Origin of the sequence: Pseudomonas simiae, assembly GCF_900111895.1 — a bacterium.
In the GTDB taxonomy this organism is placed as follows: Bacteria; Pseudomonadota; Gammaproteobacteria; order Pseudomonadales; family Pseudomonadaceae; genus Aquipseudomonas; species Aquipseudomonas simiae.
Genome location: NZ_FOKB01000015.1, coordinates 58,694 through 84,564, shown reverse-complemented (window position 1 = coordinate 84,564; position 25,871 = coordinate 58,694). Strand labels below are relative to the sequence as shown.

Genomic DNA, 25,871 nt, shown 5'->3' with positions numbered 1-25,871 from the left:
GCGCCTACAAGGCAAATAGAGGAATCCCCCGTGACAGCCAACCCCCACAGCGTCCTGCCCTCCCCCTTGCAGACCGCCAAACGGCTGGCCGCCGAATTCGCCCGCACCGCCGTCGAGCGTGACGAGCGCGGTGGCACGCCTAAAGCCGAACGCGACGCCCTGCGCCAGAGCGGCCTGCTGGCCCTGAGTATTCCCATCCAATACGGCGGCCTCGGCGCACGCTGGAGCGACACCCTCGGCATCGTGCGCGAATTCGCCAAGGTCGACAGTTCGATCGCCCATGTCTTCGGTTTTCACCACTTGATGCTCGCCACCGTGCGCCTGTTTTCACGCCCGGACCAATGGCAGCCCTGGTTCGAACAGACTGCACGCAAAAACTGGTTTTGGGGCAATGCCCTCAACCCGCTGGACACGCGCACGGTGGTCAAGGATTTCGGCGGCTGGCGCGAGTTTTCCGGCAAAAAGAGCTTCTGCTCCGGCGCCAGCGACTCGGAAATGCTGATCGCCTCGGCGGTGGATGAAACCGCCGGCGGCAAGCTGCTGATCGCCGCCATCCCCAGCGGCCGCAGCGGCATCACTTTGCACAACGATTGGAACAATATCGGCCAGCGCCAGACCGACAGCGGCAGCGCGAGCTTCGAACGGGTGCGCGTCGAAGAATCCGAACTGCTGCTCGATCCCGGCCCGCTGAGCACGCCCTTTGCCTGCCTGCGCCCGTTGATCGCGCAGTTGACCTTCACGCATATGTTCCTCGGTATAGCCGAAGGCGCTTTCGAAGAAGCGCGCAACTACACGCTCACCGAAACCCGTTCGTGGCATAAATCCAGTGCCGAAGACGTGCGCCAGGACCCTTACGTGCTGCATCACTACGGAGAATTCTGGGTCGCCCTTGAAGGTGTGCACCTGCTGGTGGAGCGCGCCGCCGAGTTGCTCGACCAAGCCTGGGCAAAGGGCCCGAACCTCAGCGAAAACGAGCGTGGCCAACTGGCTATCGCTATCGCCACCGCCAAGGTCGCCGCGACCCGCCAAGGTCTCGACTTGTGCAGCCGCCTGTTCGAAGTGACCGGCGCGCGCTCCACCCACGCATCGCTGCGCCTGGACCGCCACTGGCGCAACCTGCGCACGCAAACCCTGCACGACCCGGTGGACTACAAGCTCCACGAACTCGGGGATTGGGCATTGAACCAAGCCCTGCCGATTCCAACGTTCTATTCCTAAGAGAGGTGCCCATGCAGCTTTTGACCCTACCGCCCTCGCCCGCCCTCGCGACGTCGATCCGCGCCACGGCCCAGGTCTTCGAAGACCCTAAATCCCAGGCGTTGCTCGACCACATCCAGCAAGTGGCGCCCAGCGAAGCCAGCGTGTTGATCATCGGCGAGACCGGGACCGGTAAAGAGCTGGTGGCACGGCATATCCACAACCTCAGCGCGCGGCGCAACCGGCCATTCGTGGCGGTGAACTGCGGTGCGTTCTCCGAATCCCTGGTGGAAGCCGAGCTGTTCGGCCACGAAAAAGGCGCCTTCACCGGCGCCCTCAGTGCCAAGGCCGGCTGGTTCGAAGAGGCCGACGGCGGCACGTTGTTTCTGGATGAGATCGGCGATTTGCCGATGGCGATCCAGGTCAAGCTGTTGCGCGTCCTACAGGAACGCGAAGTGGTACGCCTGGGGTCGCGCAAGAGCATTCCGATTGATGTGCGGGTCCTGGCCGCCACCAACGTGCAACTGGAAAAAGCCATCAATGCCGGGCATTTTCGCGAGGACCTCTACTACCGTCTCGACGTGGTCAGCCTGGAGCTCAGCCCCTTGCGTGACCGGCCAGGCGATATCTTGCCGCTGACCCGGCATTTTATCGAAGCCTACAGCCAGCGCCTGGGTTACGGGCCGATCACCATCAGCCGCGAGGCCGAGCACAAACTCAAGAGCTACAGTTGGCCGGGCAACATCCGTGAACTGGAAAACGTGATTCACCACACCCTGCTGATCTGCCGCGATGGCGTGATCGAACGCGACGATTTACGCCTGTCGAACATGCGCATCGAGCGTCAGGACGACAGCCAGCACGGCACTGACAACAGCGCCGAAGCGTTGCTGGCGCGGGCCTTCCAAAAGCTGTTTGAGGAACAGGCCGGGGCCCTGCATGAAAAGGTCGAGGACGCCCTGCTCCGCGCCGCCTACCGTTTCAGCCATTACAACCAGGTGCACACCGCCAACCTGCTGGGCTTGAGCCGCAACGTCACGCGCACACGCCTGATCAAGATCGGCGAGTTGGCGGTGAACAAACGCCGCCCAGGCGAAAACGTGCAGGGCGAGCGCATGCTGCACCTATCCATTTAGACGGCAGTGCAATGCGTTATCGTGGCTACGCTCGAAGCTGCGCAGCACTTGGAACGAACCGAAGGTCACGGCCGTGGCCTGGTGGGCGCGAATCAGCGTCCAGAAATCCTCCTCGCCGTGCTCGAAGCATTTGAACGCCGCCTCGCCATCCTCGCGCGAGCGCCATTGCAGGTAATTGAGCACCCGCCGGCCGTCATCGCTGACTTGCACACTTGCATTGATAAAGCCGCCATGGCCTTGGGCCAGGCGTTCGCTTTGAGTGGTCAACGCCGCCACCAGGGCCCGTTGCTGCCGGGGCTCGATCTGAAACTCGATCAATTGAGTGAAGCTGCGATTTTTCTCTAATACCTGCATGAACACTCCCCTTTCTCTGTAGGCAGAATCTTGCGATTCGATGCCACGCAGGGTAAAACCTCTAGTTAAGTCAAGGTCAAGCGCTGTTTGGGAGTTTTTTCATGCTCAACAAGGAACTCACCGTCGGCCAACTCGCCGCCCGCAGTGGCGTCGCGGTCACGGCCCTGCATTTCTATGAAGCCAAGGGGCTGATCAAGAGCAACCGCAATGCCGGCAACCAGCGCCGCTATCCACGGGATGTGCTGCGGCGTGTGGTGGTGATCAAGATCGCCCAGCGTTTGGGCATTCCGCTGGCGACGATCGGCGAGACGTTGCAGACGCTCCCGGACGGGCGCACGCCCAATGCCCAGGATTGGGAGCGTTTATCGGCGCTGTGGCGCGAAGACCTGGATGAACGCATCAACAAGCTGATGCTGCTGCGCGACAAGCTCAGTGGCTGTATTGGCTGCGGGTGTCTGTCGCTGGAGGCATGTCCGTTGCGTAATCAGGATGACAAACTCGGCGAGTGCGGGCCAGGGGCACAGCTGTTGGAGCCCACCTCCCAATCACTGAAGTGACACCCTCATAATCAGAAACCAGCGGCGATCTGGCCTTTGTAACGGGTCAGGATGAACTGGCGCACCTCATCGGCATTCGAAGCAGGCGGTTTGGCGGTAAGAACGCTGACCTGGCGCGCTTATGGCGCAGCAATCTGCCCGCTCACTGTTGCCTGGCGGACACCTCGTCGGCTGTCCGCAGGCCACGCAATCCGTGGCCTATAGTTAAAAGGCCGTCCCTCCACCACCATCAAGGAGAACGATATGAGCGTTAAACCGATTCCCGAGGGTTATCACAGCGTCACGCCGTATATGGGCATCAACAATGCCGCTGAAGCCATCGAGTTCTACAAGAAAGCCTTCGGCGCCACCCAGGTCATGCGCCTGGACATGCCCGATGGCAAAGTTGGCCATGCCGAGCTGCGCATTGGTGACTCGGCAATCATGCTGGGCACGCCCTGCGATGAAATGGCGCTGCGCAATCCGGATGAACACACCAGTGTCGGTTTGCATCTGTATGTGAAGGATGTCGACGCGCAGTTCAGGCAAGCGGTGGCTGCGGGCGCTGTGGTCGTGTCCGAGCCGAAAGACCAGTTCTACGGCGACCGCTCCGCTAGCGTGAAGGATCCGTTCGGGCATCTGTGGTTCCTGGCCACGCATAAGGAAGATTTGACCGAAGCACAGATCCGCCAGCGTGCCATGGAGATGTTCAAGCAAGCCTGAAATAGCTGAGGCAACATCTATCAAATGTAGGTGCTGGCTTGCCGGCGATGCACACAACTCGTTCTACCAGCGCACCGCGTCGATTTCATCGCCGGCAAGCCAGCTCCTACACACTTCATGAACAACCCCTCCACGTTTTCGCCCTTGCCCCGAACGCTGTGTGATTCCAGGATGCAAGCAATTACAAAGAGGAGTCATTCCATGTTCGCCGGATTCCAAAAAGACCAGTGCCACGTCAACGGCGTGGACATCAGTTACCGCCAAGGCGGTACAGGTCCCGGTCTGCTCCTGTTGCACGGGCACCCGCAAACCCACGTCATCTGGCATAAAGTCGCCGAACAGCTGGCTGAACACTTCACCGTGGTGGCCGCCGACCTGCGCGGCTATGGCGACAGCAGCAAGCCGCCAGCCAATGACGACCACTCCAACTATTCGAAACGCGAAATGGCCCGGGACAGCGCCGAGCTGATGAAGGCCTTGGGCTTCGCGCAGTTTTCGGTGCTGGCCCACGACCGTGGCGCCCGCGTTGCCCATCGCCTGGCCCTGGACCATCCCGCCGCCGTGCAGCGCATGGTGCTGCTGGACATCGCCCCTACCCTGTCGATGTATGCACAGACCGACGAAGCCTTCGCCCGCGCCTACTGGCACTGGTTCTTCCTGATCCGCCCGGCGCCGTTGCCGGAAGCCTTGATCGAAAGCGACCCAGAGCTGTACCTGCGCAGCGTAATGGGCAGTCGCAGCGCCGGGCTCAAGCCATTTACCGATGAAGCCTTCGCCGAGTACCTGCGCTGCCTGAAACTGCCGGGGGCCGCCACTGGCCTCTGTGAGGACTACCGTGCCGCCGCCGGTATCGACCTTGAGCACGACCAGGCGGACATCGACGCCAGTAACCACCTGAACCTGCCGTTGCTGGTGATGTGGGGTGCCGAAGGCACGGTCGGCCGCTGTTTCGAGCCGCTCAAGGAATGGCAGAAAGTCGCCACCGACGTGCGCGGCAAGGCCCTGCCGGCCGGCCATTACATCGCCGAAGAAGCCCCCGAGTTGCTGCTGGGCGAAGTCCTGACCTTCCTTCGCTGAACCACTCAGTAAACCCGTGACCTGACCCACCCGCCTCGCAGGCTGCCAATGGCCTGCGACGGGTTCGCTTTGCCCCAAGAAACGTACCGAGATAATAACAATGACAATCAGAAAACTGCTGGGAACCCTGTATATCCAGGTGCTCATCGCTATCGCGCTGGGCGTGTTGATCGGCCATCAATGGCCGCAGATCGGCATCGACCTCAAGCCCCTCGGCGATGGTTTTATCAAGCTGATCAAGATGATCATCGGCCCGATCATCTTCTGCACGGTGGTCTCCGGCATCACCAGCATGCACGACGTAAAACAGGTGGGCCGGGTCGGTGGCAAGGCGCTGCTGTACTTCGAGGTGGTCTCGACCATCGCCCTGTTGATCGGCATTCTCGCCGCGCACCTGCTGCATCCGGGCGTGGGCTTCAATATCGATGTGAAGACCCTCGACAGTTCGGCCATCGCCGGTTTTGTCGGCCAGGCCGAACATGGCGAAGGCATCACCGGGTTCCTGTTGCATGTGATCCCGGCGACATTCTTCGATGCGTTTTCCAAGGGTGAAATCCTGCCGGTGCTGTTCGTCTCCGTGCTGTTTGGCGTGGGCCTGGTAATGGTCGGTGAAAAGGGCCGGCCGCTGGTGGGCGTGATCAATCAGGCCAGCGAAGTGTTCTTCCGCATCGTCGGCATCATCAGCCGGGTCGCGCCGATCGGTGCCTTTGGTGCGATCGCGTTCACCATCGGTAAGTACGGTGTCGGTTCGTTGCTGCCCCTGCTGAAACTGGTGGGCACCTTCTATGTCACGGCGTTTTTCTTTATTGCCGTGGTACTGGGCAGCATCGCCCGCTACGCCGGGTTCAGCATTTTCAAATTGATGGGCTACATCAAGTCAGAGCTGTTGATCGTGCTCGGTACCAGCTCGTCGGAGTCGGCGTTGCCTCAACTGATCCAGAAACTTGAAAGCCTGGGCGCCTCCAAGGGCGTGGTGGGCATCGTGGTGCCGACCGGTTACACCTTCAACCTCGACGGCACCAACATCTATATGACCCTGGCGGTGCTGTTCCTGGCCCAGGCCACTAACATCCACTTGCCACTGGAGCAGCAGTTGACCCTGTTGGCGGTGGCCATGCTGACCTCCAAGGGCGCGGGTGCGGTGGTCGGTGCGGGCTTCGTGGCGCTGGCCGCCAGCCTGGCGGTGGTGCCGACGGTGCCGGTGGCGGCGATGGTGTTGATCCTCGGCGTCGATCGCTTCATGGCCGAATGCCGCTCGTTGACCAATATTATCGGCAATGCCGTGGCCGCCCTGGTAGTGGCCGCCTGGGAAGGTGAGCTGGACCGCGAAAAAATGGCCCCTATCGCGCTCAAGCGCGGCCGCCATGCTCGGGCTGCCGAGGCTGCGGCCCAGGCCAAGATGGCCGCCGAGTAAGCGACAACACCCGGGCGTGCCGGAAGGCGCGTCCAAGCGGTGCTATTCTGGCGGCTCATGCCGCCACGCCTGTTTCTGATGACTAACAAGAAAGATACCGTGCCCCTACCCGAAGACCTGCGGGTGTTCCTGACCGTGATCCGCAAGGCCGGCTTCGCAGCGGCAGCCGATGAACTCGGGCTGTCGCCCGCGTATGTCAGCAAGCGTATCCAGATCCTCGAAACCACCCTGGCCACCCGCCTGCTGCACCGCACCAGCCGGCGCATCGCCCTGACCGAAGACGGCGAGCGGGTGCAGCGCTGGGCCGTGCGCATCCTGGAGGACTTCCAGCAACTCTCCGATGAACTCTCCGACGCCCACGACAGCCCCCGTGGGCGCCTGCATTTGTGCAGCAGCTTCGGCTTTGGCCGCAACCATGTGGCCCCGGCCCTGTCGCAGATGGCAGAACAATACCCGGACCTGGAAATCCGCCTGGACCTTTTCGACCGCGTGGTGGACATCGTCAGCGAAGGCTTCGACCTGGAGATCCGCGTGGGCGACGACATTCCCGGTCAACACATCGGCCGCCGGCTGGTGAGCAACCGCCGGGTACTGTGCGCCGCCCCGGCTTATCTGCAGCGCCACGGCACACCGCAACATTTGAGCGACCTGGAACAGCACGATTGCCTGGTGCTCAAAGAGCGCGATAACGCGTTTGGCATCTGGAACCTGGAACGCGACGGCGCCCAGGAAAGCGTGCGCGTGCGTGGGCCGCTGTCGTCGAACAATGGCGAGATTGTGTTGCAGTGGGCCTTGGATGGGCGCGGGGTGTTGCTGCGCTCGATGTGGGATGTGAAGCCGCTGCTGGAACAAGGCAAGCTGGTGCAGGTACTGCACGGATATACCCAGAGCGCGAATGTGTGGGCGGTGTACCCGACACGGCTGGCGTATTCCGGGAAGCTGCGCGCCTGCGTAGAGTTCTTGCAGGAGCACTTCAAAGGGCTCTCGATCTAGCCCATAGCGTTGCAAACCCAATCAAAAAAGTGAAAGCGGGCTTGCTCGCAAAAGCGGTGGGTCAGTCAGACATGTATTGGCTGACACACTGCACTCGCGAGCAAGCCCGCGCCTGCTTTTAGAGCTGGGTGTGTCAGTTGAGCCAGGGGTTGGCTTGCAGATGGCGACGTTCAAAGGCCTTGATCTCGTCACTGCGCTGCAAGGTACTGCCGATGGCGTCCAGGCCAAGCAGCAGCGCAGTCTTACGCAACGTATCAATCTGGAACGCGATCACCTCGCCGTCCGCCAGGCGAATCTGCTGGGCTTCAAGGTCGACACTGATCTGGGCCTGGTCCGCCTGGCTGACGGTCTTGCCCAACGTCTGCAGCACCGCCTCGTCCAGGGTAATCAACAACACCCCGTTACGCTGGCAGTTGTCATAGAAAATCCCGGCAAAGCTGCTGCCGATCAAGGCGCGGATGCCCATCTGTTTCAGCCCCCACACCGCGTGTTCACGGCTGGAGCCGCAGCCGAAGTTCGGCCCTACCACCATAAAACTCGCGCCCTGCCAGGCCGGTTGGTTCAGCACAAACTCAGGGTTGGGCTCGCCGGAGGGCAAGAAGCGCAGGTCGAAGAACAGCCCACGGTCCAGGCCGCTGCGGTCGATGCCCTTGAGGAACTGCTTGGGCATGATTACATCGGTGTCGATATTGGCCGCCAGCATCGGCGCGGCCTTGCCGGTGACCAGGGTGAACGGTTGCAGGCTCATGGGCGCGCTCCAACGTGGCGGATATCAGTGAGGCGGCCAGTAATGGCGGCGGCGGCGACCATCGCCGGGCTCATCAAGTGGGTACGTGCGCCCGCGCCCTGGCGACCTTCGAAGTTGCGGTTGGTGCTGGAGGCGCAGCGGTCGCCGGGAGCCAGCACGTCATCATTCATCGCCAGGCACATCGAGCAACCGGACTGACGCCATTCAAAGCCGGCGTCGATAAAAATCGCGGCCAGCCCTTCGGCTTCAGCCTGGTCCCGCACTTCGGTGGAGCCCGGCACGATCATCGCCCGTACGTGCTCGGCCACGTGCTTGCCGCGCACTACACTGGCGGCGTCGCGCAGGTCCTCGATGCGCGCATTGGTGCAGGAGCCGATGAATGCGTGGCTGATGACGATATCGCTCAGCCGCATGCCGGCTTCCAGGCCCATGTAATTGAGGGCGCGGCGCATGTCCTGACGCAGAATCAGGTCGCTGACGTCCTGCGGGTCGGGCACGCGGGCGCCGATGGGCGCGGCCTGGTCGGGGCTGGTGCCCCAGGTGACCATGGGCTCCAGGGTGGTGGCGTCGAGTTGCACCTCTTGGTCGAACACCGCGCCGACATCCGAGTGCAGCAAGCGCCAGCCCGCCAGCGCCTGGTCCCACAGCTCGCCTTGCGGCGCACGCGGCTTGCCCTTGAGGTAGGCGAAGACTTTTTCGTCCGGCGCCATGAACGCGCCCCGCGCACCGGCTTCCACTGCCATGTTGCAGATGGTCATGCGCGCCTCGACGCTCAACGCATCAAGGGTCGAGCCGCGAAATTCAATGGCATAGCCGGTGGCACCCGAGGCGCCGATCTTGCCGATCAGCGCCATGATCACGTCCTTGGACGTCAGGCCCGGCGCCAGGTCGCCGTCGACGCTCACGCACATCGTTTTCAGGCGCTTGTAGACCAGGGTCTGGGAAGCCAGCAGGTGTTCGATTTCCGAAGTACCGATGCCAAAACCGAAGGCACCCAGGGCCCCGTAGGTGGTGGTGTGGCTGTCACCGGCGGCAATCACCATGCCCGGCAGGATAAACCCCTGTTCCGGGGCGATCACGTGCTCAATGCCTTGACGCTTGTCGAGGATGTCCAGCAGTTCGATGCCGAAGTCCCGGCAGTTCTCGGCCAGGTAGGACACTTGCCGCGCCCCGCCGGCATCGGGCATCGCCGCGATGCGTTTGGGCGTGGTGGGGTTCACATGGTCGACCACGGCCAACGCCGTGCCGGGGCGCCATACGTTACGCCCGGCGTCGCGCAGGCCGCTGAAGGCCTGGGGGCTGGTGTATTCGTTGATCACCTGGCGGTCTATATAAAGCAGGACATGGCCCTGGTCATCCAGGGGGCACACCGTGTGGGAATCGATGTGTTTGTCGTAAAGGGTTCTGGCAGTCATTTTTCTTAGGGCTCGCTTTGGATAGGGCTCACTCAACGGCATAAGCCCATCCTACGCAGCGGCCCCACCCCATCAAGGGCGCCAGGGTGATGGCTTGGAACATGTTTCGTGTTCGATCGAGGCGTTAAAACGCCCTGAATGTGAACCTGAAACATTTTCTTTCATATCGGGGTTAGGGATTTCTCATTCTCATCCGTCTTAACTTAGATACAGCCTGTCGCGTCAGCAAAAGCTACGACTGGCCTTTTCCGGGCCTTCACTGCCCCTCTCCGATCAAGACCCTCATTCACATGTCGAAGAAGTCACGCTCCAAACTCTGGTTTCTCGTCCATAGCTGGCTGGCCTTGCCCATCTGGTTCTTCGTACTGATCGTCTGCGTCACCGGCACCCTGGCGGTGGTCAGCCAGGAGATCGTCTGGCTGGCCAACCCGGATATCCGCGCGAGCAAGCCGACGGATGATGCCGAACCGCTGAGCTATGACCAGGTGATCGCCGCGATCAAGCGCGATGAACCGCAGGTGTTCGTCCAGTCGATCAGTCGCCCCGACGAATCCCATTTCGCCCTCAGCGTCAATCTCAGCTACCCCGACGGGCGTTCGGTAGAGGTCTACGTCAACCCCTATACCGGTGCGATCCAGGGCATCAGCCCGTCCTTCAACTTCCAGCAGTTCACCCGCGCCCTGCACGGCTGGTGGCTGGTGCCATTCACCAATGGCTACAGCTGGGGCTGGTACCTGGTGTCGGCACTGGGCATCCCGCTGCTGGCGTCGCTGGTCACCGGGCTGGTGGTGTACAAGCGTTTCTGGAAGGGTTTCCTGCGCCCGACCCTGCGTATCCGCCACGGCGCGCGGATTTTCTGGGGCGACTTCCACCGTCTGAGCGGGATCTGGTCGATCTGGTTTATTGCGGTGATTTCCGTCACCGGCATCTGGTTCCTGATCCGGGCGATCCTGGGAGACAACCAGATCTCGATTTCCACCGAACCGGTCATCCCGGTGATTGCCCGTGAGAAGGTGCCGATGTCGGCACCCGGCGTGCCGGCCCCCATGATTCCCGTGGACGAGGCGCTCAAGATCGCCACCCAGCGCATCCCTGGCCTGGAGGCCAGTTTCATCAGCCTGCCGCTCAACGCCTACAGCCACCTGCAGATCAGCGGGCGCGGCTGGTACCCATTGATGTTCCAGACCGCACAGATCAACCCCTATGACGGCGAAGTCGCGGCGGCGCACTTGCTGTCCGACCGCTCGAAGCTGGAGTTTGTCACCGAATCCATGCGCCCCCTGCACACCGGCGACTTTGGTGGGATCTGGATCAAGCTGATCTGGGCATTCTTTGGCCTGATCATGAGCATGATGGTGTTGAGCGGCCTGCTGATCTGGACCAAGCGCACCGCCCTGGCCACCCTCAATGCCCTCAAGCGCGAAGCCAAGACTCAAAAACAGCCAGCGTCCATCCCGGCCCTGCAGGCTGAAACTTCGGAGGCCAACTCATGAGCAAGGTCGCTGCTGTACCGCCTTCGCCACTGCGGGCCTTCTGGCTGAAATGGCGCTTCCACATCAATGTGCTGCTGTTGCTGATCCCTCTGGGCTTCATGCCCAAGTACTTCGCCGACGCCGCGCTGTTTCGCGGCGACACCGGCATCGGCGAGCGCGTGGCCGGTGAAGTGCAGGTAGGCCCCTGGAGCCTGACCCTCGCGGAGTTTCGCAATGAAGGCCCGCGCCCCGACCCGGCCGGCCCGATGAAGTTTTTCAACGCCGCCCTGTGTGACACCTGCGCCAACCAGGTCAAGGCCACCTACCTGCGCATCGGCAAGCCACGCAGCCTGCGCGCCGCCGGCGTGATCTTCTTCGGCACCCCCTACCGCATGGGCGCCGGCCTGCCGATCCCGGAACGCACGCCAGCCGATGCCGAACTGTGGGTCACCATGGAAGGCTGGGACGGCAGCATGCACCAGGGCTCCATCCCGCTGAGCCAGGCCTCGCCTGCCACTATTGCCTGGCTGAACAAGCAAGGAGTTAAACCATGACTTTGATGCGCCTGACCCGCGCCTGCGGCGTTCTGTTGCTGTGCGCCGGCTTCAGTACTGTTGCCCTGGCCCACAACCCGATGTGCGAGTGCAAGGAAATCCCCGGCGAGCAGATCCAGTGCAAAGGCGGTTTCTCCGACGGCAGCGGCGCGCCCGGCGTGACCCTGGACGTGATCGGTTACGACGAAACCATCCTGATGCCTGGCAAGCTGGGTGAGGACTCGACCCTGACCTTCAAGAAACCGTCGGCCGAGTTCTATGTGCTGTTTGATGCGGGCCCAGGCCACGTGGTGGAAATCGACCAAGCGGATATCCAGCCGCAATGAGTACCACACAGGTTGTACGACCCGCCGGTGCCGGCCACGAAACCCTCTATGTGCTGTTGTTGTGCCTGATCATCCTGGCGGTGGCGGGTTCGGTGATCGCGCTGCACGGTGAAACCCAGGAAGTGGCGGCAGTACCCAGCCACCAATTGGATGCCCGTCGCGACCTGAGCGCCGCCGAGCAAGGCATCTACGCCGACCTGCGGGTGACCCTGGATGAGATCCAGCTGTTGCAGCAGGAGCAAAGTGCACTGCCCAGCCCTGCGCAACTGGCCGAAGAAGGCTTCGCACCCTTTGCCCAGGACGCCAGTTCGGTCAGCCGGGGTGATCATCGTTGGCAATTGCTGGAACCTTCGGCCTACCTGGGCTTGAGCCAGGCGCCCGGCACCAGCGGCTCGCTGTTGATGCGCGTGCACGGGGCCGAGCCGGATATCTGGCTCAATCGCCAAGCCCACCTCGCCGCTCCCTCCGACCTCACTGACCAGGCGCTGATCGCAGCCGGCTGGCAGCAAGTGGTTGCGCAATTCGATGCCGGCGTCACCCGCCAGCACCGTCACTGAACGAGAAGACCGATTGCCCATGTCCATTTCATCTCCCCTGTTGCGCCTGTTGCTGGTTGGCCTGTTCAGCCTGATACTCGCCCCGCTCGCCAACGCCGAGGCGAACAAACGCCTGCGAATCGGCATCACCCTGCATCCTTATTACAGCTATGTGGCCAATATCGTCGGCGACAAGGCCGAGGTGGTACCGCTGATTCCGGCCGGTTTCAACCCGCATGCCTACGAGCCGCGCGCCGAAGACATCAAACGTATCGGCACCCTGGACGTGATTGTGCTCAACGGCGTCGGCCACGATGATTTCGCCGACCGCATGATTGCCACCAGCGAACGTCCGGACATCCCGGTGATCGAGGCCAACGCCAACGTGCCGCTGCTGGCCGCCACCGGTAACGCCGCGCGCGGTGCCGGCAAGGTGGTCAACCCGCATACCTTCCTGTCGATCAGTGCGTCGATTGCCCAGGTCAATAACATCGCCCGCGAACTGGGCAAGCTCGACCCGGACAACGCCAAGACCTACACCCAGAATGCCCGTGCCTACGGCAAGCGTCTGCGCCAGATGCGCGCCGATGCCCTGGCCAAGCTGACCAGCGCCCCCAACCCGGACCTGCGCGTGGCGACTGTGCACGCAGCCTATGACTACCTGCTGCGCGAATTCGGCCTGGAAGTCACCGCCGTGGTCGAACCCGCCCACGGCATCGAACCCAGCCCGAGCCAGCTGAAAAAAACCATCGATGAACTGCGCGCCCTGGACGTAAAGGTGATCTTCTCGGAGATGGATTTCCCGTCCACCTACGTCGACACCATCCAGCGCGAGTCGGGCGTCAAGCTGTACCCGCTGTCACATATTTCCTACGGCGAATACAGCGCCGAGAAGTACGAAGTGGAGATGACCGGCAACCTCAATACCGTGGTGCGGGCGATTCAGGAGTCGGGGGCATGACGGCGGCGGAACAGTTGAGTGCGGTCAGCGTCGGTCCGACGCTTGAATTCGACAAGGTATCGCTGACCCTGGGTCGCACCGTGATCCTTGATGACGTGCGTTTCCAGGTACAGCCGGGCAGTATCCATGCACTGGTCGGCCCCAACGGTGGCGGCAAAAGTTCGCTGATCAAGACGCTGCTCGGGCAAACACCTCACCAGGGCCGCTTGAGCCTGCACTGGCCGGCCGCGCCCGGCACCATCGGTTATGTGCCCCAGGCCCTGGAATTCGACCGTGGTTTGCCGATGACCGTGGATGATTTCATGGCGGCTATGTGCCAACGGCGCCCTGCATTTCTTGGTTTGTCCAAGCATTACGCCGGCGCGATTGGGGACGCGCTGGAGCGCGTTGGCATGCAGGACAAACGCAAGCGGCGCATGGGCGCGCTGTCCGGCGGTGAACGCCAGCGCGTGTTGCTGGCCCAGGGCCTGATCCCGGCGCCGCAATTGCTGGTACTGGATGAACCCATGTCGGCCCTCGACGAAGCCGGTATCCAGGTCTTCGAGCGCCTGCTCAATGACTGGCGCCTGGCCGGGATCACGGTGCTGTGGATCGAGCATGACCTGGAGGCCGTGGGCCGTCTGGCTGATCGCGTCACCGGCCTGAACCGCCGCGTGCTGTTCGACGCCACACCCAAGGAGGCCCTGACCCCGGATCGCCTGCTCACCCTGTTCTCCACCCACCCTCGGAGCCCGGCGCAATGAGTTATGAAGCCTTTCGCTTGATGGTCCAGGGCTGGGCCTCTTCCGGTTACCTGCCGGAGGCGCTGGCCTACGGTTTTGTGGTCAACGCCCTGCTCGCCGGTCTGCTGATCGGCCCGGTGCTGGGCGGCCTGGGCACGCTGGTGGTGGTCAAGCGCTTCGCGTTTTTCTCCGAAGCGGTCGGCCACGCCGCGCTGACGGGCGTGGCCGTAGGCATCCTGCTGGGAGAGCCCTATACCGGTCCGTATGGCGCGTTGTTCGGCTACTGCCTGCTGTTCGGCATCCTGCTCAACTACCTGCGCAATCGCACCGGCCTGGCGCCGGATACGTTGATCGGCGTGTTCCTGTCGGTGTCCCTGGCGCTGGGTGCGAGCCTGTTGCTGATCCTGGCGGGCAAGATCAACGTGCACATCCTCGAGAACGTGCTGTTTGGCTCGGTGTTGACGGTCAACGGCAACGACCTGCTGGTACTGGCGGTTGTCGGTTCGCTGGTGATGGCCCTGGCGCTGCCGCTGTACAACCGCATCATGCTGGCCAGCTTCAATCCGCAACTGGCGGCGGTGCGCGGCGTCGCCGTGAAAACCCTGGACTACCTGTTCGTGATCCTGGTGACGCTGATCACCGTCGCGGCGGTCAAGGTCATCGGCGCGATCCTGGTGGGTGCATTGCTGGTGATTCCGGCAGCCGCGGCGCGTTTGTTGAGCCAGTCGCTCAAGGGTTTCTTCTGGGTTTCGGTCGCCATTGCCACCGTCAGCACCCTGTGCGGGATCCTGCTGCCGATCATCTTCGACCTGCCCGTGCCGTCCGGCGCCGCCATCATCCTGGTCGCCGGTATCGCCTTCGCCTTGGCCGCCATCGCGCGCGGCACTGTGCCCAGCCTCAAAGGGAATCTTGGATAATGCGCTCCGTTCTTCATCCTCTGGCCCTGGCCATCGCTTGTTTGTTCACCACGCCACTGATGGCGGCTGAAACGGCCACACCGGCTGCCCACGCGGCAAAGCCGGTCAAAGTGCTTGCTTCGCTTGCGATCACCTACGGCCTGGCTGAGGTGCTATTAAAAGGCACCGACGTACAGCTTGAGCGCGCCGCCCCGGCCAACCTGCCCGGTTCGCGGCAAGTGTCCTACTTCACCGGCCGTGGCGCCCCGGCCCTGAACACATTGGCACTGGACGCCGACGCCGCCATCGGCCTGCGCTCGTTGTGGGCTGATGACCCGCTCTACCCGGTGGCGCGGCGCAGCAACATCCGCATCGTCGAAGTCGACGCTGCACGCCCGGTGGACGGCGGTTTGCCGGGCATTGCGGTGCAGCCGGGTGTCACCGACGGCTTGAACAGCCAGCCCTGGCAGTCGAGCAACAACATGGGGCGCATGGCCGATGTGCTGGCCGCCGACCTGAGCCGCCTGGCCCCTACTGCCAAGCCGAAGATCGATGCCAACCTCGCCGCCCTCAAGCAGCGCCTGCTCAAGCTCACCGCCGACAGCGAAGCGCGACTGGCCAAGGCGGACAACCTGAGCGTGGTCAGCCTGAGTGACCACTTCGCGTACCTGGTCAGCAGTTTGAACCTGGAAGTGCTCAGTACCGATGCGCGGCCCGACGCTGACTGGACACCTGAGGCGTTGCAGAAACTGAGTACCGAGTTGAAGGACAACGAGGTGGCGGTGGTGCTGCATCATCGTCAGCCGAGTGAGGCGGTCAAGGCGGCGGTTAGCGCCGGGGGCTCGAAACTGCTGGTGTTGAATGTGGACAGTGCGGAGCCGGTGACAGAGTTGGAGACCAATGTGGGTCAGCTGATCGACGCGCTCACACCCTGACAACCCACCGATCGGTCATGCCTATGGCTCGATTCAACTGTGGGTTTGTGGTGTGTCATTCAGTCCGGTGGCTACACAACATCCACGCCAACGTGGATGGCATCATGCCGCCAGAACTCCAGGTCGCAGTCGATCAAACGCTGGTGCTGGTCATAATTGACCCGGGCGATACGCAAGCCCGGGCTGCCCACCGACACACGCAATGCAGCGGCGGCTTCCACCGGCAGTGATGTCGGCACGATTTCAAAGCGCACTCGACCGTAGTGCAGGTCGTACTTTCGCGCGTACAGCTCAGTCATCGACTGATTCAAATCACACGCCAGGATCCCCGGAAAATACTGCGGGTTCAGGTAGTGCTCTACATACAGCACCAAGCGCCCGTCAATCCGCCGGCCCCGGCAGATCTGGATCACGCTGGACAGCGCCGGTAACTGCAACCACGCACACACCGCCGCCGAGGCCGGTTGGAGCCGCGCGGAAATCACTTCCGTGGACGCCACCCGCCCCTGGTCGCTGACCATCGCGTGAAAGTGGCTACGTTGCATCAGGTTGTAGGCCAGCCGTGGCGGCGAGACAAACCAGCCGCGCCGCTCCTCGCGATAGATCTGGCCCTGGGCCTCCAGTTGTAACAAGGCTTCCCGCACCGTAATCCGGGTGGTACCAAACAACTCGCTGAGCTTGCGTTCGGCGGGCAATTTGCTGGCAGGTGGCAACAGGCCGTGGTCGATCTGCTCTTGCAGCGCCAGGCCGATGGATGTCACCGCTTTGATTGCCTCATCACGCATCAACGTTACCTATCTGGACTAGACCAGCACCGACAAGGTGCACAAACCGCTCCGTAAATGGGCTTGCACGGTTGCGTGCCAGCCTAGGCATTACAGATGACCGACAGATGACAGTCCGTGTGCATCCCTCGCAGCACACCCTGCAATACATCGGCCAAGTCCAGTCACTACGGGCACTTGAGCATGGTCTACGCTAGGTCTGCGCTGAGCGACATCGAGGCTTTAAAAACGACATCGACATGAAACTGTCATCCATCGCGTCTAGATTGGCTCAGGTATTGCTCTGACCTAGACCAACAACACCGCAGAAAAAACCGCCGCGTTGAAAACGCCCAAAGGAGCTTCGGATGAAACAGCTTTTCCTGGCATCACTGTTAGGCTCGACCATTGCCATGTGCACCGCCGCCATGGCCGCTGATACCGATCTAAAAACCCTGGAAGCTGCCGCTAAGGCAGAAGGCGCTGTAAACAGTGTCGGCATGCCCGATGACTGGGCCAACTGGAAGGGCACCTGGGAAGACCTGGCCAAGACCTACGGCCTCAAGCACATCGACACCGACATGAGCTCGGCCCAGGAGATTGCCAAGTTCAAGGCCGAGAAAGACAACGCCAGCGCCGATATCGGCGACGTGGGCGCGGCGTTCGGACCGATTGCGGTGAAGCAGGAAGTCACCCAGCCATACAAACCGTCCACCTGGGCCCAGGTGCCGGATTGGGCTAAGGACAAAGACGGTCACTGGGCCCTGGCCTATACCGGCACCATCGCGTTTATCGTCAACAAAAAGCTGCTGCACGGTTCCGAGGTTCCTACCAGCTGGGCTGACCTGCAGACCGGCAAATACAAGGTCTCCGTTGGTGACGTGAGCACCGCGGCCCAGGCCTCCAACGCCGTACTCGCTGCCGCCATCGCCAACAAGGGCGACGAGAAGAACATCGCCCCAGGCCTGCAATTCTTCACCAAGATTGCCCAGCAAGGTCGTCTCGGCCTGTCCAACCCGACCATTGCCACCATGGAAAAAGGCGAAGTCGAAGTGGGTATCGTCTGGGACTTCAACGGCCTGAGCTACAAGGCCAAGATGGCCAACCCGGATGACTACGTGGTGCTGATCCCATCGGATGGCTCGGTGAAATCCGGCTACACCACCATCATCAACAAATACGCCAAACACCCGAACGCCGCCAAGCTGACCCGCGAATACATCTTCAGCGACGCCGGCCAGCTCAACCTGGCGAAAGGCAATGCGCGTCCGATCCGCGCTGAAACCGACCTGAAACTGCCGGCCGACATCGCCAAGAACCTGATCCCGGGCGAGCAGTACACCAAGGCCAACCCGCAGCCGATCAAGGATGCCGAAGCCTGGGAAGCGACGTCCAAGAAGCTGCCGCAGTTGTGGAACGAGCAGGTCATCGTAGAGATGAAGTAATCAGGCTCCCAGCCTGAAATGCAGTTAGTGTGGGAGCTGGCTTGCCTGCGATAGCGGTCTGACATTCAACCTCTGTGTCGACTGATGCACCGCCATCGCAGGCAAGCCAGCTCCCACAATTTGACCCGTTTGTGTCAGAGAAATTGAGTCAAGTCTACTGTTGCGGAGCGCCTCCCCCCATGAAGCACAATGTCATCCTTGTCGTGCTCGACGGCCTGAACTTTGAGGTGGCCCGACACGCCATGGGGCACTTGCAGGCCTATGTCGGCGCAGGACGCGCAGCCCTCTACAAACTGGAATGTGAACTGCCCGCCCTGTCCCGACCGCTGTATGAATGCGTACTCACCGGCGTGCCTCCGATCCAGAGCGGCATCGTCCACAACAACGTCTCGCGCCTGTCCAACCAGCGCAGCATTTTCCATTACGCCACCGACGCCGGCCTGACCACGGCAGCGGCGGCTTACCACTGGGTCAGCGAGTTGTACAACCGCACGCCCTTCCTTGCCGCCCGCGACCGTCATACCGACGACAAGGCACTGGCGATCCAGCACGGGCATTTCTACTGGAATGACCACTACCCGGATTCCCACCTGTTTGCCGACGCCGAAAGCCTGCGCCTCAAGCACGCGCCGAACTTCCTGGTGGTGCACCCGATGAACATCGACGACGCCGGCCACAAGCACGGCCTCGATACGCCGCAATACCGCAACAGCGCACGGGCGGCCGACATCATCCTGGCTGACTACCTGCAAGCCTGGCTCGATGCGGGCTACCAGGTGCTGGTGACCGCCGACCATGGCATGAACAACGATCGTTCCCACAACGGCCTGCTGCCAGAAGAGCGTGAAGTGCCGCTGTTTGTCCTTGGCGATGCCTTCAGCCTGGACCCCAACGCGACGCCAAAACAGACCGAGCTGTGCGGCACCGTCTGCGAGTTGCTGGGCGTGCCCCACGACAAACCTGCATGCCGGGAGCTGCTGAAATGATCCGTGGTAAATGGCTGGCACTGCTGTGCCTGGTGCCCTTCGCGCTGTTCTTTATCGTGTTCGAAATCGCCCCGCTGGTGTGGGTGCTGATCAACAGCCTGCAAACCGAAGAGGCTGGCTGGGGCCTGGAAAACTTCACGCGGATCTTAAGCTCGAAGTTCTACCTGCAAGCCATCCAGTTCAGCCTGGAGATCAGCTTCTACTCCAGCATCTTCGGGATCATCATTGCCACGCTGGGCAGCTACTCGTTGCGCCGGGTGGATTCGCCGCTGCGCAATTTCGTCACCGCCTTCGCCAACATGACCAGCAACTTCGCCGGCGTGCCACTGGCGTTCGCATTCATCATCCTGCTGGGCTTCAACGGCAGCATCACCATCATGCTCAAGCAGGCGGGGATCATTCAGGACTTCAACCTGTATTCCAAAACCGGGTTGATCATCCTCTATACCTACTTCCAGATTCCGCTGGGCGTGCTGCTGCTGTACCCGGCTTTCGATGCGCTGCGCGAAGACTGGCGTGAGTCGGCGTCCCTGCTGGGCGCGAATGGCTGGCAGTTCTGGCGGCATATCGGCCTGCCGGTGCTCACCCCTGCCCTACTGGGCACTTTCGTGATTCTGCTGGCCAATGCCCTCGGCGCCTATGCCACGGTCTACGCCTTGACCACCGGCAACTTCAACGTGCTGCCGATCCGCATTGCGGGGCTGGTGTCCGGCGATGTGTCCCTCGACCCGTACCTGGCCAGCGCCCTGGCCGTGGTGCTGGTGGCGCTGATGACCGCAGTCACCGTGGTCCATCAACTGCTGCTCAAGAGGAGCTACCATGTCTCGCGCTGAAGCCGGCCCGGCCTCCCTCTACCATCGGGTAGTGGTGTGGTTGTTATTTGCGATCCTGGTGTTGCCGCTGGCGGGCACCTTTGTCTACTCCATTGCCAGCAGTTGGTCGGCAACCATTCTGCCTGCCGGTTTTACCGTGAAATGGTACGTGCAGCTGTGGAGCGACCCACGCTTCTTGATGGCCTTCGGGCAATCATTGCTGGTGTGTGTGGGCGCGCTGATCCTGTCGGTGGTGTTGATTCTGCCGCTGCTGTTCGTGGTGCATTACCACTTCCCCAAGCTCGATGCGCTGATGAACATCCTCATCCTGCTGCCCTTCGCGGTGCCGCCCGTGGTGTCGTCGGTGGGCTTGCTGCAACTGTATGGCTCCGGGCCGATGGCGATGGTGGGCACGCCGTGGATTTTGATCGGCTGCTACTTCACCGTCGCACTGCCGTTCATGTACCGGGCGATCACCAACAACCTGCAAGCCATTAACCTGCGCGACCTGATGGACGCGTCACAACTGCTCGGCGCCAGCACCTGGCAAGCGGCGATCCTGGTGGTGCTGCCGAACCTGCGCAAAGGCTTGATGGTGGCGTTGCTGCTGTCGTTCTCGTTCCTGTTCGGTGAGTTCGTGTTCGCCAATATCCTGGTGGGCACCCGCTACGAAACATTACAGGTGTACCTGAACAACATGCGCAACAGCAGCGGTCACTTCACCAGTGCCGTCGTGATTTCCTATTTCTTCTTTGTGCTGGTGCTGACCTGGGCCGCCAACATCTTGAACAAGGACAAAAGCCAATGAGCTTCGTCAGCGTCCAACACCTGCAAAAAAGCTACGCCGGCACCCCGGTGTTCAGTGACATCAACTGCGAAGTCGCCAAGGGCGAGTTCGTCACCCTGCTCGGCCCGTCCGGGTGCGGCAAGTCCACGCTGCTGCGCTGCATCGCCGGCCTGACGTCAGTGGACAGTGGGAAAATTCTGCTGGATGGCCAGGACATCGTCCCGCTGAGCCCGCAGAAACGCCATATCGGCATGGTGTTCCAGAGCTACGCGCTGTTTCCCAACATGACCGTGGAACAGAACGTCGCCTTCGGCCTGCGCATGCAAAAAGTCAACGCCGATGACAGTCACAAACGCGTGCAGGAAGTGCTGCAATTGGTCGAACTCAAGGACCTCGCCGGCCGCTACCCGCACCAGATGTCCGGTGGCCAATGCCAGCGCGTGGCCCTGGCCCGCTCGCTGGTCACCCGTCCGCGCCTGTTGCTGCTGGATGAGCCGCTGTCGGCGCTGGATGCGCGGATTCGCAAGCACCTGCGTGAACAGATCCGCCAGATCCAACGCGAACTGGGGCTGACCACCATCTTCGTGACCCACGACCAGGAAGAAGCGCTGACCATGTCCGACCGGATCTTCCTGATGAACCAAGGCAAGATCGTGCAAAGCGGCGATGCCGAAACGCTCTACACCGCGCCGGTGGATGTATTCGCCGCCGGGTTCATCGGTAACTACAACCTGCTCGACGCCGACAAGGCCACCCAACTGTTGCAACGCCCGATCAGCAGCCGTATCGCCATTCGCCCGGAGGCCATTGAGCTGAGCCGCACCGGCGAACTGGATGCGCTGGTGCGCAGCCACAGCCTGCTGGGCAACGTGATTCGCTACCGCATCGAAGCACGCGGTGTAGAACTGGTGGTAGATGTGCTCAACCGTTCGGCCGATGACCTGCATCCGGACGGGCAACGCCTGGCACTTTCCATCGACCCCAGTGCCCTGTGTGAAGTAGCCTGATGCAACGTTTCATTTGAGAGAGCATGACGGATGGCATTGGTAATTTTTGATCTGGACGACACCCTCATCCATGGCGACTGCGCCACCCTCTGGAGTGAGCAGATGGGCCGGCTGGGCTGGGTCGACCCTGAGTCGTTCATGCGCAAGAACAACGAGCTGATGGACGCCTACAGCCAAGGCAAGCTGCGGATGGAAGAGTTCATGGACTTCAGCCTGGAGCCGATGATCGGCCGCACGCCGGAAGAAATCGAGCACTTGGTGGAGCCCTGGGTCGAAGACGTGATCGAGCCGCTGATCTACAGCGACGCCACCAAAACCATCGCCCGCCACCGTGCCAATGGCGACCGGATCCTGGTGATCTCCGCCTCGGGCACGCACCTGGTCACGCCGATTGCGGCGCGGATCGGCATTGATGAAGTGTTGGGGATCAACCTTGACGTCAGCCATGGTGTGTACAGCGGGCGTACGGTCGATGTGCTGACGTATCGCGAGGGCAAGATCACGCGGCTGCTTGAGTGGCTTGAGCAGGCAGGCGAATCGCTGGAAGGCGCGTACTTTTATTCGGACTCGCGCAATGATTTGCCGTTGTTGCTCAAGGTGGACTACCCGCAAGTGGTGAACCCGGACCCGGTATTGCGCGAGCATGCCGAAACGGCCGGCTGGCCGATCCACCACTGGACCTGACACAGCCCCTTCAGAAATTGAAATGCGATCAACATGTGGGAGCGGGCTTGCTCGCGAAGGCGATGTGTCAGATGAAATATTCTTCACTGATACACCGCCTTCGCGAGCAAGCCCGCTCCCACATTGACTGCATTTCAATCCAGGTCAGACCAGGGTTTCGTCAATCACCAACACCAATTTCCCGGAAATCTGGTTAGTCGCCAACTCGGCGAACGCCGCTTCGGCATCCTTGATCGGGAAAGTCTTGGCCAGCTGCGGGCTCAACCGCCCTTCAACAAACAACGGCCACACATGCTGGCTCAAGTCACTGAACAGATCAGCCTTGAACTGATCACTGCGGCTGCGCAGGGTCGAACCCAATAGCTGAATCCGCTTGCCCAGCACCTGGGCCAGATCCAGCTGCGCGTCGCGACCGCCCATCAAGCCGATCAATACCCAGCGCCCATCGAGGGCCAGCAACTTGAGGTCGAGCGCCGCATAGCTGCCACCCACCGGGTCGAGGATCACATCGAACGGCCCGAAATCCCGCAGCCCTTCGATCCCGTCGGTGCGCACCACGCCGCCTTGGGCACCCAGTTCCTCACAATAGGCCAGGCGGTCCGCCGAGCCAACGCTGACCCAGCACGGGCTGCCAAACGCCTTGCACAGCTGGATTGCGGCAGAGCCAACGCCACTGGCGCCGGCATGCAGCAGCACCTTCTCGCCGGGCTTGAGGCCCGCCAACTGGAACAAATTGAGCCACGCCGTGCTGTACACCTCAGGCAGCGCCGCCGCTTCGATCAGCGACAAGCCTTCCGGCGCAGGCAGTACGTGGCGCGCATCCACCACCACTTCTTCGGCCATGCCGCCACCGGCGAGCAGTGCGCACACGCGGTCGCCCACTTGCCAGGATGAGCCCGCCCCCACTTCGCTGATCACCCCGGAACACTCCAGGCCCAACACGTGGCTGGCACCCGGTGGCGGCGGATAGAGCCCCGCGCGCTGTAACAAATCGGCGCGATTGAGGCCCGCTGCCGCCACGCGAATGCGAACTTGCCCTACATCGCAGGTAGGACTGGGTTCGTCCAACCACTCCACATGACCGTCAACGCCTTGCAATGCTTTCACAGTGCCTCCATAGTGAGTCTGGACTGAGCCCGTAGCTGTATCGCCGGGCTTTTTGCATTATGCGACCGGACCATATGGAACCGGCTCCCTCAAAGACGGCCTAATATGCGTTATCAATTGCCCCCGCGTCGAATCAGCATGAAGCATTTGTTCCCCAGCACCGCCCTCGCTCTTTTCATTGGTCTCGGCTTCGCGTCGATGTCGACCAATACGTTCGCAGCCAACAGCTGGGACAACCTTCAGCCGGATCGCGATGAGGTGATTGCCAGCCTTAACGTCGTCGAGTTGCTCAAGCGTCATCACTACAGCAAGCCGCCGCTGGACGACGCGCGCTCGGTGATCATCTATGACAGCTACCTCAAGCTGCTGGATCCGTCGCGCAGCTACTTCCTGGCCAGCGATATCGCCGAGTTCGACAAGTGGAAGACGCAGTTCGACGACTTCCTCAAGAGCGGCGACCTGCAACCCGCCTTTACCATCTACAAGCGTTACCTGGACCGCGTCAAAGCGCGTCTGGACTTCGCCTTGGGCCAGTTGGACAAAGGCGTCGACAAGCTCGACTTCACCCAGAAGGAAACCCTTCTGGTGGACCGCAAGGACGCGCCTTGGCTGACCAGCACCGCCGCCCTCGACGACCTGTGGCGCAAACGCGTCAAGGACGAAGTGCTGCGCCTGAAGATCGCCGGCAAAGAGCCGAAGGCCATCCAGGAGCTGTTGACCAAGCGCTACAAGAATCAGCTCGCACGTCTGGACCAGACCCGTGCCGAAGATATCTTCCAGGCCTACATCAACACCTTCGCGATGTCCTACGACCCGCACACCAATTATCTGTCGCCAGATAACGCAGAAAATTTCGATATCAACATGAGTCTGTCGCTGGAAGGCATTGGTGCCGTCCTGCAAAGCGACAACGACCAGGTCAAGATCGTGCGCCTGGTGCCGGCAGGTCCGGCGGACAAGACCAAGCAGGTCGCTCCGGCCGACAAGATCATCGGCGTTGCCCAGGGCGACAAAGAGATGGTCGACGTGGTCGGCTGGCGCCTGGACGAAGTGGTCAAGCTGATCCGTGGGCCGAAAGGCAGCGTGGTGCGTCTGGAAGTGATTCCGCACACCAATGCGCCGAACGACCAGACCAGCAAGATCGTGTCCATCACCCGTGAAGCGGTGAAGCTCGAAGACCAGGCCGTGCAGAAGAAAGTCCTCAACCTCAAGCAGGATGGCAAGGACTACAAGCTGGGCGTGATTGAAATCCCGGCGTTCTACCTGGACTTCAAGGCCTTCCGCGCTGGCGATCCGGACTACAAGTCCACCACCCGCGACGTTAAGAAAATCCTGACAGAACTGCAGAAGGAAAAAGTCGACGGCGTGGTCATCGACCTGCGCAACAACGGCGGCGGTTCACTGCAGGAAGCCACCGAACTGACCAGCCTGTTCATCGACAAGGGCCCGACTGTGTTGGTGCGCAACGCTGACGGCCGTGTCGACGTGCTGGAAGACGAGAACCCAGGCGCCTTCTACAAAGGCCCTATGGCGTTGCTGGTCAACCGCCTGTCGGCCTCGGCTTCGGAGATTTTCGCCGGCGCCATGCAGGACTATCACCGCGCGATGATCATCGGCGGCCAGACCTTCGGCAAAGGCACCGTGCAGACCATCCAGCCGCTTAACCATGGCGAGCTGAAACTGACACTGGCCAAGTTCTACCGGGTTTCCGGGCAGAGCACCCAGCACCAGGGCGTACTGCCGGACATCGATTTCCCGTCGATCATCGACACCAAGGAAATCGGCGAGAGCGCTCTGCCGGAAGCCATGCCATGGGACACCATCCGCCCTGCGATCAAGCCGGCCTCGGACCCGTTCAAGCCATTCCTGGCGCAGTTGAAGGCCGACCACGACACCCGCTCCGCCAAGGATGCCGAGTTCGTGTTCATCCGCGACAAGCTGGCCCTGGCCAAGAAGCTGATGGAAGAAAAAACCGTCAGCCTCAATGAAGTGGATCGCCGCGCGCAGCACGCCGACATCGAAAACAAGCAACTTGCACTGGAAAACATCCGCCGCAAGGCCAAGGGTGAAGATCCACTCAAGGAACTGAAGAAAGAAGACGAAGACGCGCTGCCGACCGAAGCCGAAAAAACCAAGCCGGAAGACGACGCCTACCTGGCCGAGACGGGCCGGATCCTGCTGGATTACCTGAAGATCACCAAACAGGTGGCCAAGCAGTAAATGATGGCGATTTAATGTGATGGCTCCCTGGAGTGTCATCATATAGACATCATTCTGTCGTGAA

27 protein-coding genes are annotated in these 25,871 nt (G+C 61.6%); 22 read left to right on the top strand and 5 right to left on the bottom strand.

Annotation, left to right across the window (positions count from 1 at the left end; translation table 11 throughout):
- Positions 1-30: 30 nt before the first annotated feature.
- Both BMZ57_RS28300 and BMZ57_RS28295 read left to right on the top strand, forming a co-directional pair.
- Positions 31-1,218, top strand: a complete 1,188-nt coding sequence (locus tag BMZ57_RS28300) for an acyl-CoA dehydrogenase family protein (RefSeq protein WP_021492094.1) — start codon at positions 31-33, stop codon at positions 1,216-1,218.
- A gap of 11 nt (positions 1,219-1,229) precedes the next feature.
- The gene (locus BMZ57_RS28295) at positions 1,230-2,333 is read left to right on the top strand and encodes a sigma-54 interaction domain-containing protein (RefSeq protein WP_010211587.1); all 1,104 of its coding nucleotides are present in this window, start codon (positions 1,230-1,232) and stop codon (positions 2,331-2,333) included.
- On the opposite strand, the gene BMZ57_RS28290 is transcribed toward BMZ57_RS28295, so the two are convergent.
- A complete protein-coding gene (locus BMZ57_RS28290; protein WP_010211589.1) occupies positions 2,322-2,687 on the bottom strand; it encodes an antibiotic biosynthesis monooxygenase in 366 nt (121 codons plus the stop codon). The two genes, BMZ57_RS28295 and BMZ57_RS28290, sit on opposite strands and share 12 nt — an antisense overlap.
- Before the next feature lie 101 nt (positions 2,688-2,788).
- Here BMZ57_RS28290 and soxR point away from each other — a divergent pair, with 101 nt between their 5' ends.
- The 5 genes from soxR to BMZ57_RS28265 all read left to right on the top strand — a co-directional run bounded on the left by soxR (position 2,789) and on the right by BMZ57_RS28265 (position 7,430).
- On the top strand, positions 2,789-3,244 hold the full coding sequence (soxR, locus tag BMZ57_RS28285; protein WP_010211590.1) for a redox-sensitive transcriptional activator SoxR: 456 nt from the start codon (positions 2,789-2,791) through the stop codon (positions 3,242-3,244).
- Positions 3,245-3,487: 243 nt separating this feature from the next.
- On the top strand, positions 3,488-3,946 hold the full coding sequence (locus BMZ57_RS28280) for a VOC family protein (RefSeq protein ID WP_069673175.1): 459 nt from the start codon (positions 3,488-3,490) through the stop codon (positions 3,944-3,946).
- A gap of 201 nt (positions 3,947-4,147) precedes the next feature.
- On the top strand, positions 4,148-5,023 hold the full coding sequence (locus tag BMZ57_RS28275; protein ID WP_021492098.1) for an alpha/beta fold hydrolase: 876 nt from the start codon (positions 4,148-4,150) through the stop codon (positions 5,021-5,023).
- Positions 5,024-5,123: 100 nt separating this feature from the next.
- The gene (locus tag BMZ57_RS28270; protein WP_010211593.1) at positions 5,124-6,437 is read left to right on the top strand and encodes a dicarboxylate/amino acid:cation symporter; all 1,314 of its coding nucleotides are present in this window, start codon (positions 5,124-5,126) and stop codon (positions 6,435-6,437) included.
- Between the two features lie 78 nt (positions 6,438-6,515).
- Positions 6,516-7,430 carry a LysR substrate-binding domain-containing protein gene (locus tag BMZ57_RS28265; RefSeq protein WP_198729970.1) on the top strand — a complete coding sequence of 305 codons (915 nt, stop codon included), beginning with the start codon at positions 6,516-6,518 and terminating at the stop codon, positions 7,428-7,430.
- Positions 7,431-7,563: 133 nt separating this feature from the next.
- Here BMZ57_RS28265 and leuD read toward each other — a convergent pair whose 3' ends face one another.
- The gene (leuD, locus tag BMZ57_RS28260) at positions 7,564-8,178 is read right to left on the bottom strand and encodes a 3-isopropylmalate dehydratase small subunit (protein WP_021492100.1); all 615 of its coding nucleotides are present in this window, start codon (positions 8,176-8,178) and stop codon (positions 7,564-7,566) included.
- Positions 8,175-9,593, bottom strand: coding sequence for a 3-isopropylmalate dehydratase large subunit (gene leuC, locus BMZ57_RS28255; protein ID WP_045792344.1), 1,419 nt, complete (start codon positions 9,591-9,593; stop codon positions 8,175-8,177). Before leuC ends, leuD begins: the two co-directional genes overlap by 4 nt.
- 290 nt (positions 9,594-9,883) lie before the next feature.
- Here leuC and BMZ57_RS28250 point away from each other — a divergent pair, with 290 nt between their 5' ends.
- Genes BMZ57_RS28250 through BMZ57_RS28215 form a run of 8 tightly spaced genes read left to right on the top strand, consistent with a single transcriptional unit; the run spans position 9,884 to position 15,995 of the window.
- Positions 9,884-11,086 carry a PepSY-associated TM helix domain-containing protein gene (locus tag BMZ57_RS28250; RefSeq protein ID WP_021492102.1) on the top strand — a complete coding sequence of 401 codons (1,203 nt, stop codon included), beginning with the start codon at positions 9,884-9,886 and terminating at the stop codon, positions 11,084-11,086.
- Positions 11,083-11,619: a PA2404 family protein gene (locus tag BMZ57_RS28245; protein WP_010211598.1), complete on the top strand. Its 537-nt coding sequence runs from the start codon at positions 11,083-11,085 to the stop codon at positions 11,617-11,619. Before BMZ57_RS28250 ends, BMZ57_RS28245 begins: the two co-directional genes overlap by 4 nt.
- Complete coding sequence (locus tag BMZ57_RS28240; RefSeq protein WP_010211599.1) at positions 11,616-11,945, top strand: hypothetical protein; 330 nt, start codon at positions 11,616-11,618, stop codon at positions 11,943-11,945. Before BMZ57_RS28245 ends, BMZ57_RS28240 begins: the two co-directional genes overlap by 4 nt.
- Positions 11,942-12,502, top strand: coding sequence for a DUF6162 family protein (locus BMZ57_RS28235; RefSeq protein WP_010211600.1), 561 nt, complete (start codon positions 11,942-11,944; stop codon positions 12,500-12,502). Before BMZ57_RS28240 ends, BMZ57_RS28235 begins: the two co-directional genes overlap by 4 nt.
- Before the next feature lie 19 nt (positions 12,503-12,521).
- Positions 12,522-13,442, top strand: a complete 921-nt coding sequence (locus BMZ57_RS28230) for a metal ABC transporter substrate-binding protein (RefSeq protein WP_010211601.1) — start codon at positions 12,522-12,524, stop codon at positions 13,440-13,442.
- Positions 13,439-14,185, top strand: coding sequence for a metal ABC transporter ATP-binding protein (locus tag BMZ57_RS28225; RefSeq protein WP_010211602.1), 747 nt, complete (start codon positions 13,439-13,441; stop codon positions 14,183-14,185). The genes BMZ57_RS28230 and BMZ57_RS28225 overlap by 4 nt, the downstream gene beginning before the upstream one ends.
- On the top strand, positions 14,182-15,081 hold the full coding sequence (locus BMZ57_RS28220; RefSeq protein ID WP_010211603.1) for a metal ABC transporter permease: 900 nt from the start codon (positions 14,182-14,184) through the stop codon (positions 15,079-15,081). Before BMZ57_RS28225 ends, BMZ57_RS28220 begins: the two co-directional genes overlap by 4 nt.
- Positions 15,081-15,995, top strand: coding sequence for a metal ABC transporter solute-binding protein, Zn/Mn family (locus BMZ57_RS28215; RefSeq protein WP_069673176.1), 915 nt, complete (start codon positions 15,081-15,083; stop codon positions 15,993-15,995). The genes BMZ57_RS28220 and BMZ57_RS28215 overlap by 1 nt, the downstream gene beginning before the upstream one ends.
- Before the next feature lie 71 nt (positions 15,996-16,066).
- Here BMZ57_RS28215 and BMZ57_RS28210 read toward each other — a convergent pair whose 3' ends face one another.
- Positions 16,067-16,780, bottom strand: a complete 714-nt coding sequence (locus tag BMZ57_RS28210) for a UTRA domain-containing protein (RefSeq protein WP_010211607.1) — start codon at positions 16,778-16,780, stop codon at positions 16,067-16,069.
- 347 nt (positions 16,781-17,127) lie between these two features.
- Here BMZ57_RS28210 and BMZ57_RS28205 point away from each other — a divergent pair, with 347 nt between their 5' ends.
- The 6 genes from BMZ57_RS28205 (at position 17,128) to BMZ57_RS28180 (ending at position 22,480) form a co-directional block, all read left to right on the top strand.
- On the top strand, positions 17,128-18,204 hold the full coding sequence (locus BMZ57_RS28205; protein WP_010211608.1) for an ABC transporter substrate-binding protein: 1,077 nt from the start codon (positions 17,128-17,130) through the stop codon (positions 18,202-18,204).
- 179 nt (positions 18,205-18,383) lie between these two features.
- On the top strand, positions 18,384-19,190 hold the full coding sequence (locus tag BMZ57_RS28200; protein WP_010211609.1) for an alkaline phosphatase family protein: 807 nt from the start codon (positions 18,384-18,386) through the stop codon (positions 19,188-19,190).
- The gene (locus BMZ57_RS28195) at positions 19,187-20,023 is read left to right on the top strand and encodes an ABC transporter permease (protein WP_069673177.1); all 837 of its coding nucleotides are present in this window, start codon (positions 19,187-19,189) and stop codon (positions 20,021-20,023) included. The genes BMZ57_RS28200 and BMZ57_RS28195 overlap by 4 nt, the downstream gene beginning before the upstream one ends.
- Entirely contained in the window at positions 20,010-20,810 is an 801-nt protein-coding gene (locus BMZ57_RS28190) for an ABC transporter permease (RefSeq protein WP_044286923.1), read from the top strand. Before BMZ57_RS28195 ends, BMZ57_RS28190 begins: the two co-directional genes overlap by 14 nt.
- On the top strand, positions 20,807-21,796 hold the full coding sequence (locus tag BMZ57_RS28185) for an ABC transporter ATP-binding protein (protein ID WP_021492106.1): 990 nt from the start codon (positions 20,807-20,809) through the stop codon (positions 21,794-21,796). The genes BMZ57_RS28190 and BMZ57_RS28185 overlap by 4 nt, the downstream gene beginning before the upstream one ends.
- 30 nt (positions 21,797-21,826) lie before the next feature.
- On the top strand, positions 21,827-22,480 hold the full coding sequence (locus tag BMZ57_RS28180) for an HAD family hydrolase (protein WP_010211613.1): 654 nt from the start codon (positions 21,827-21,829) through the stop codon (positions 22,478-22,480).
- Positions 22,481-22,624: 144 nt separating this feature from the next.
- On the opposite strand, the gene BMZ57_RS28175 is transcribed toward BMZ57_RS28180, so the two are convergent.
- Positions 22,625-23,587 carry a zinc-binding dehydrogenase gene (locus BMZ57_RS28175; RefSeq protein WP_010211614.1) on the bottom strand — a complete coding sequence of 321 codons (963 nt, stop codon included), beginning with the start codon at positions 23,585-23,587 and terminating at the stop codon, positions 22,625-22,627.
- 138 nt (positions 23,588-23,725) lie between these two features.
- Here BMZ57_RS28175 and BMZ57_RS28170 point away from each other — a divergent pair, with 138 nt between their 5' ends.
- A complete protein-coding gene (locus BMZ57_RS28170) occupies positions 23,726-25,807 on the top strand; it encodes a carboxy terminal-processing peptidase (protein ID WP_175439673.1) in 2,082 nt (693 codons plus the stop codon).
- Positions 25,808-25,871 lie beyond the last annotated feature (64 nt).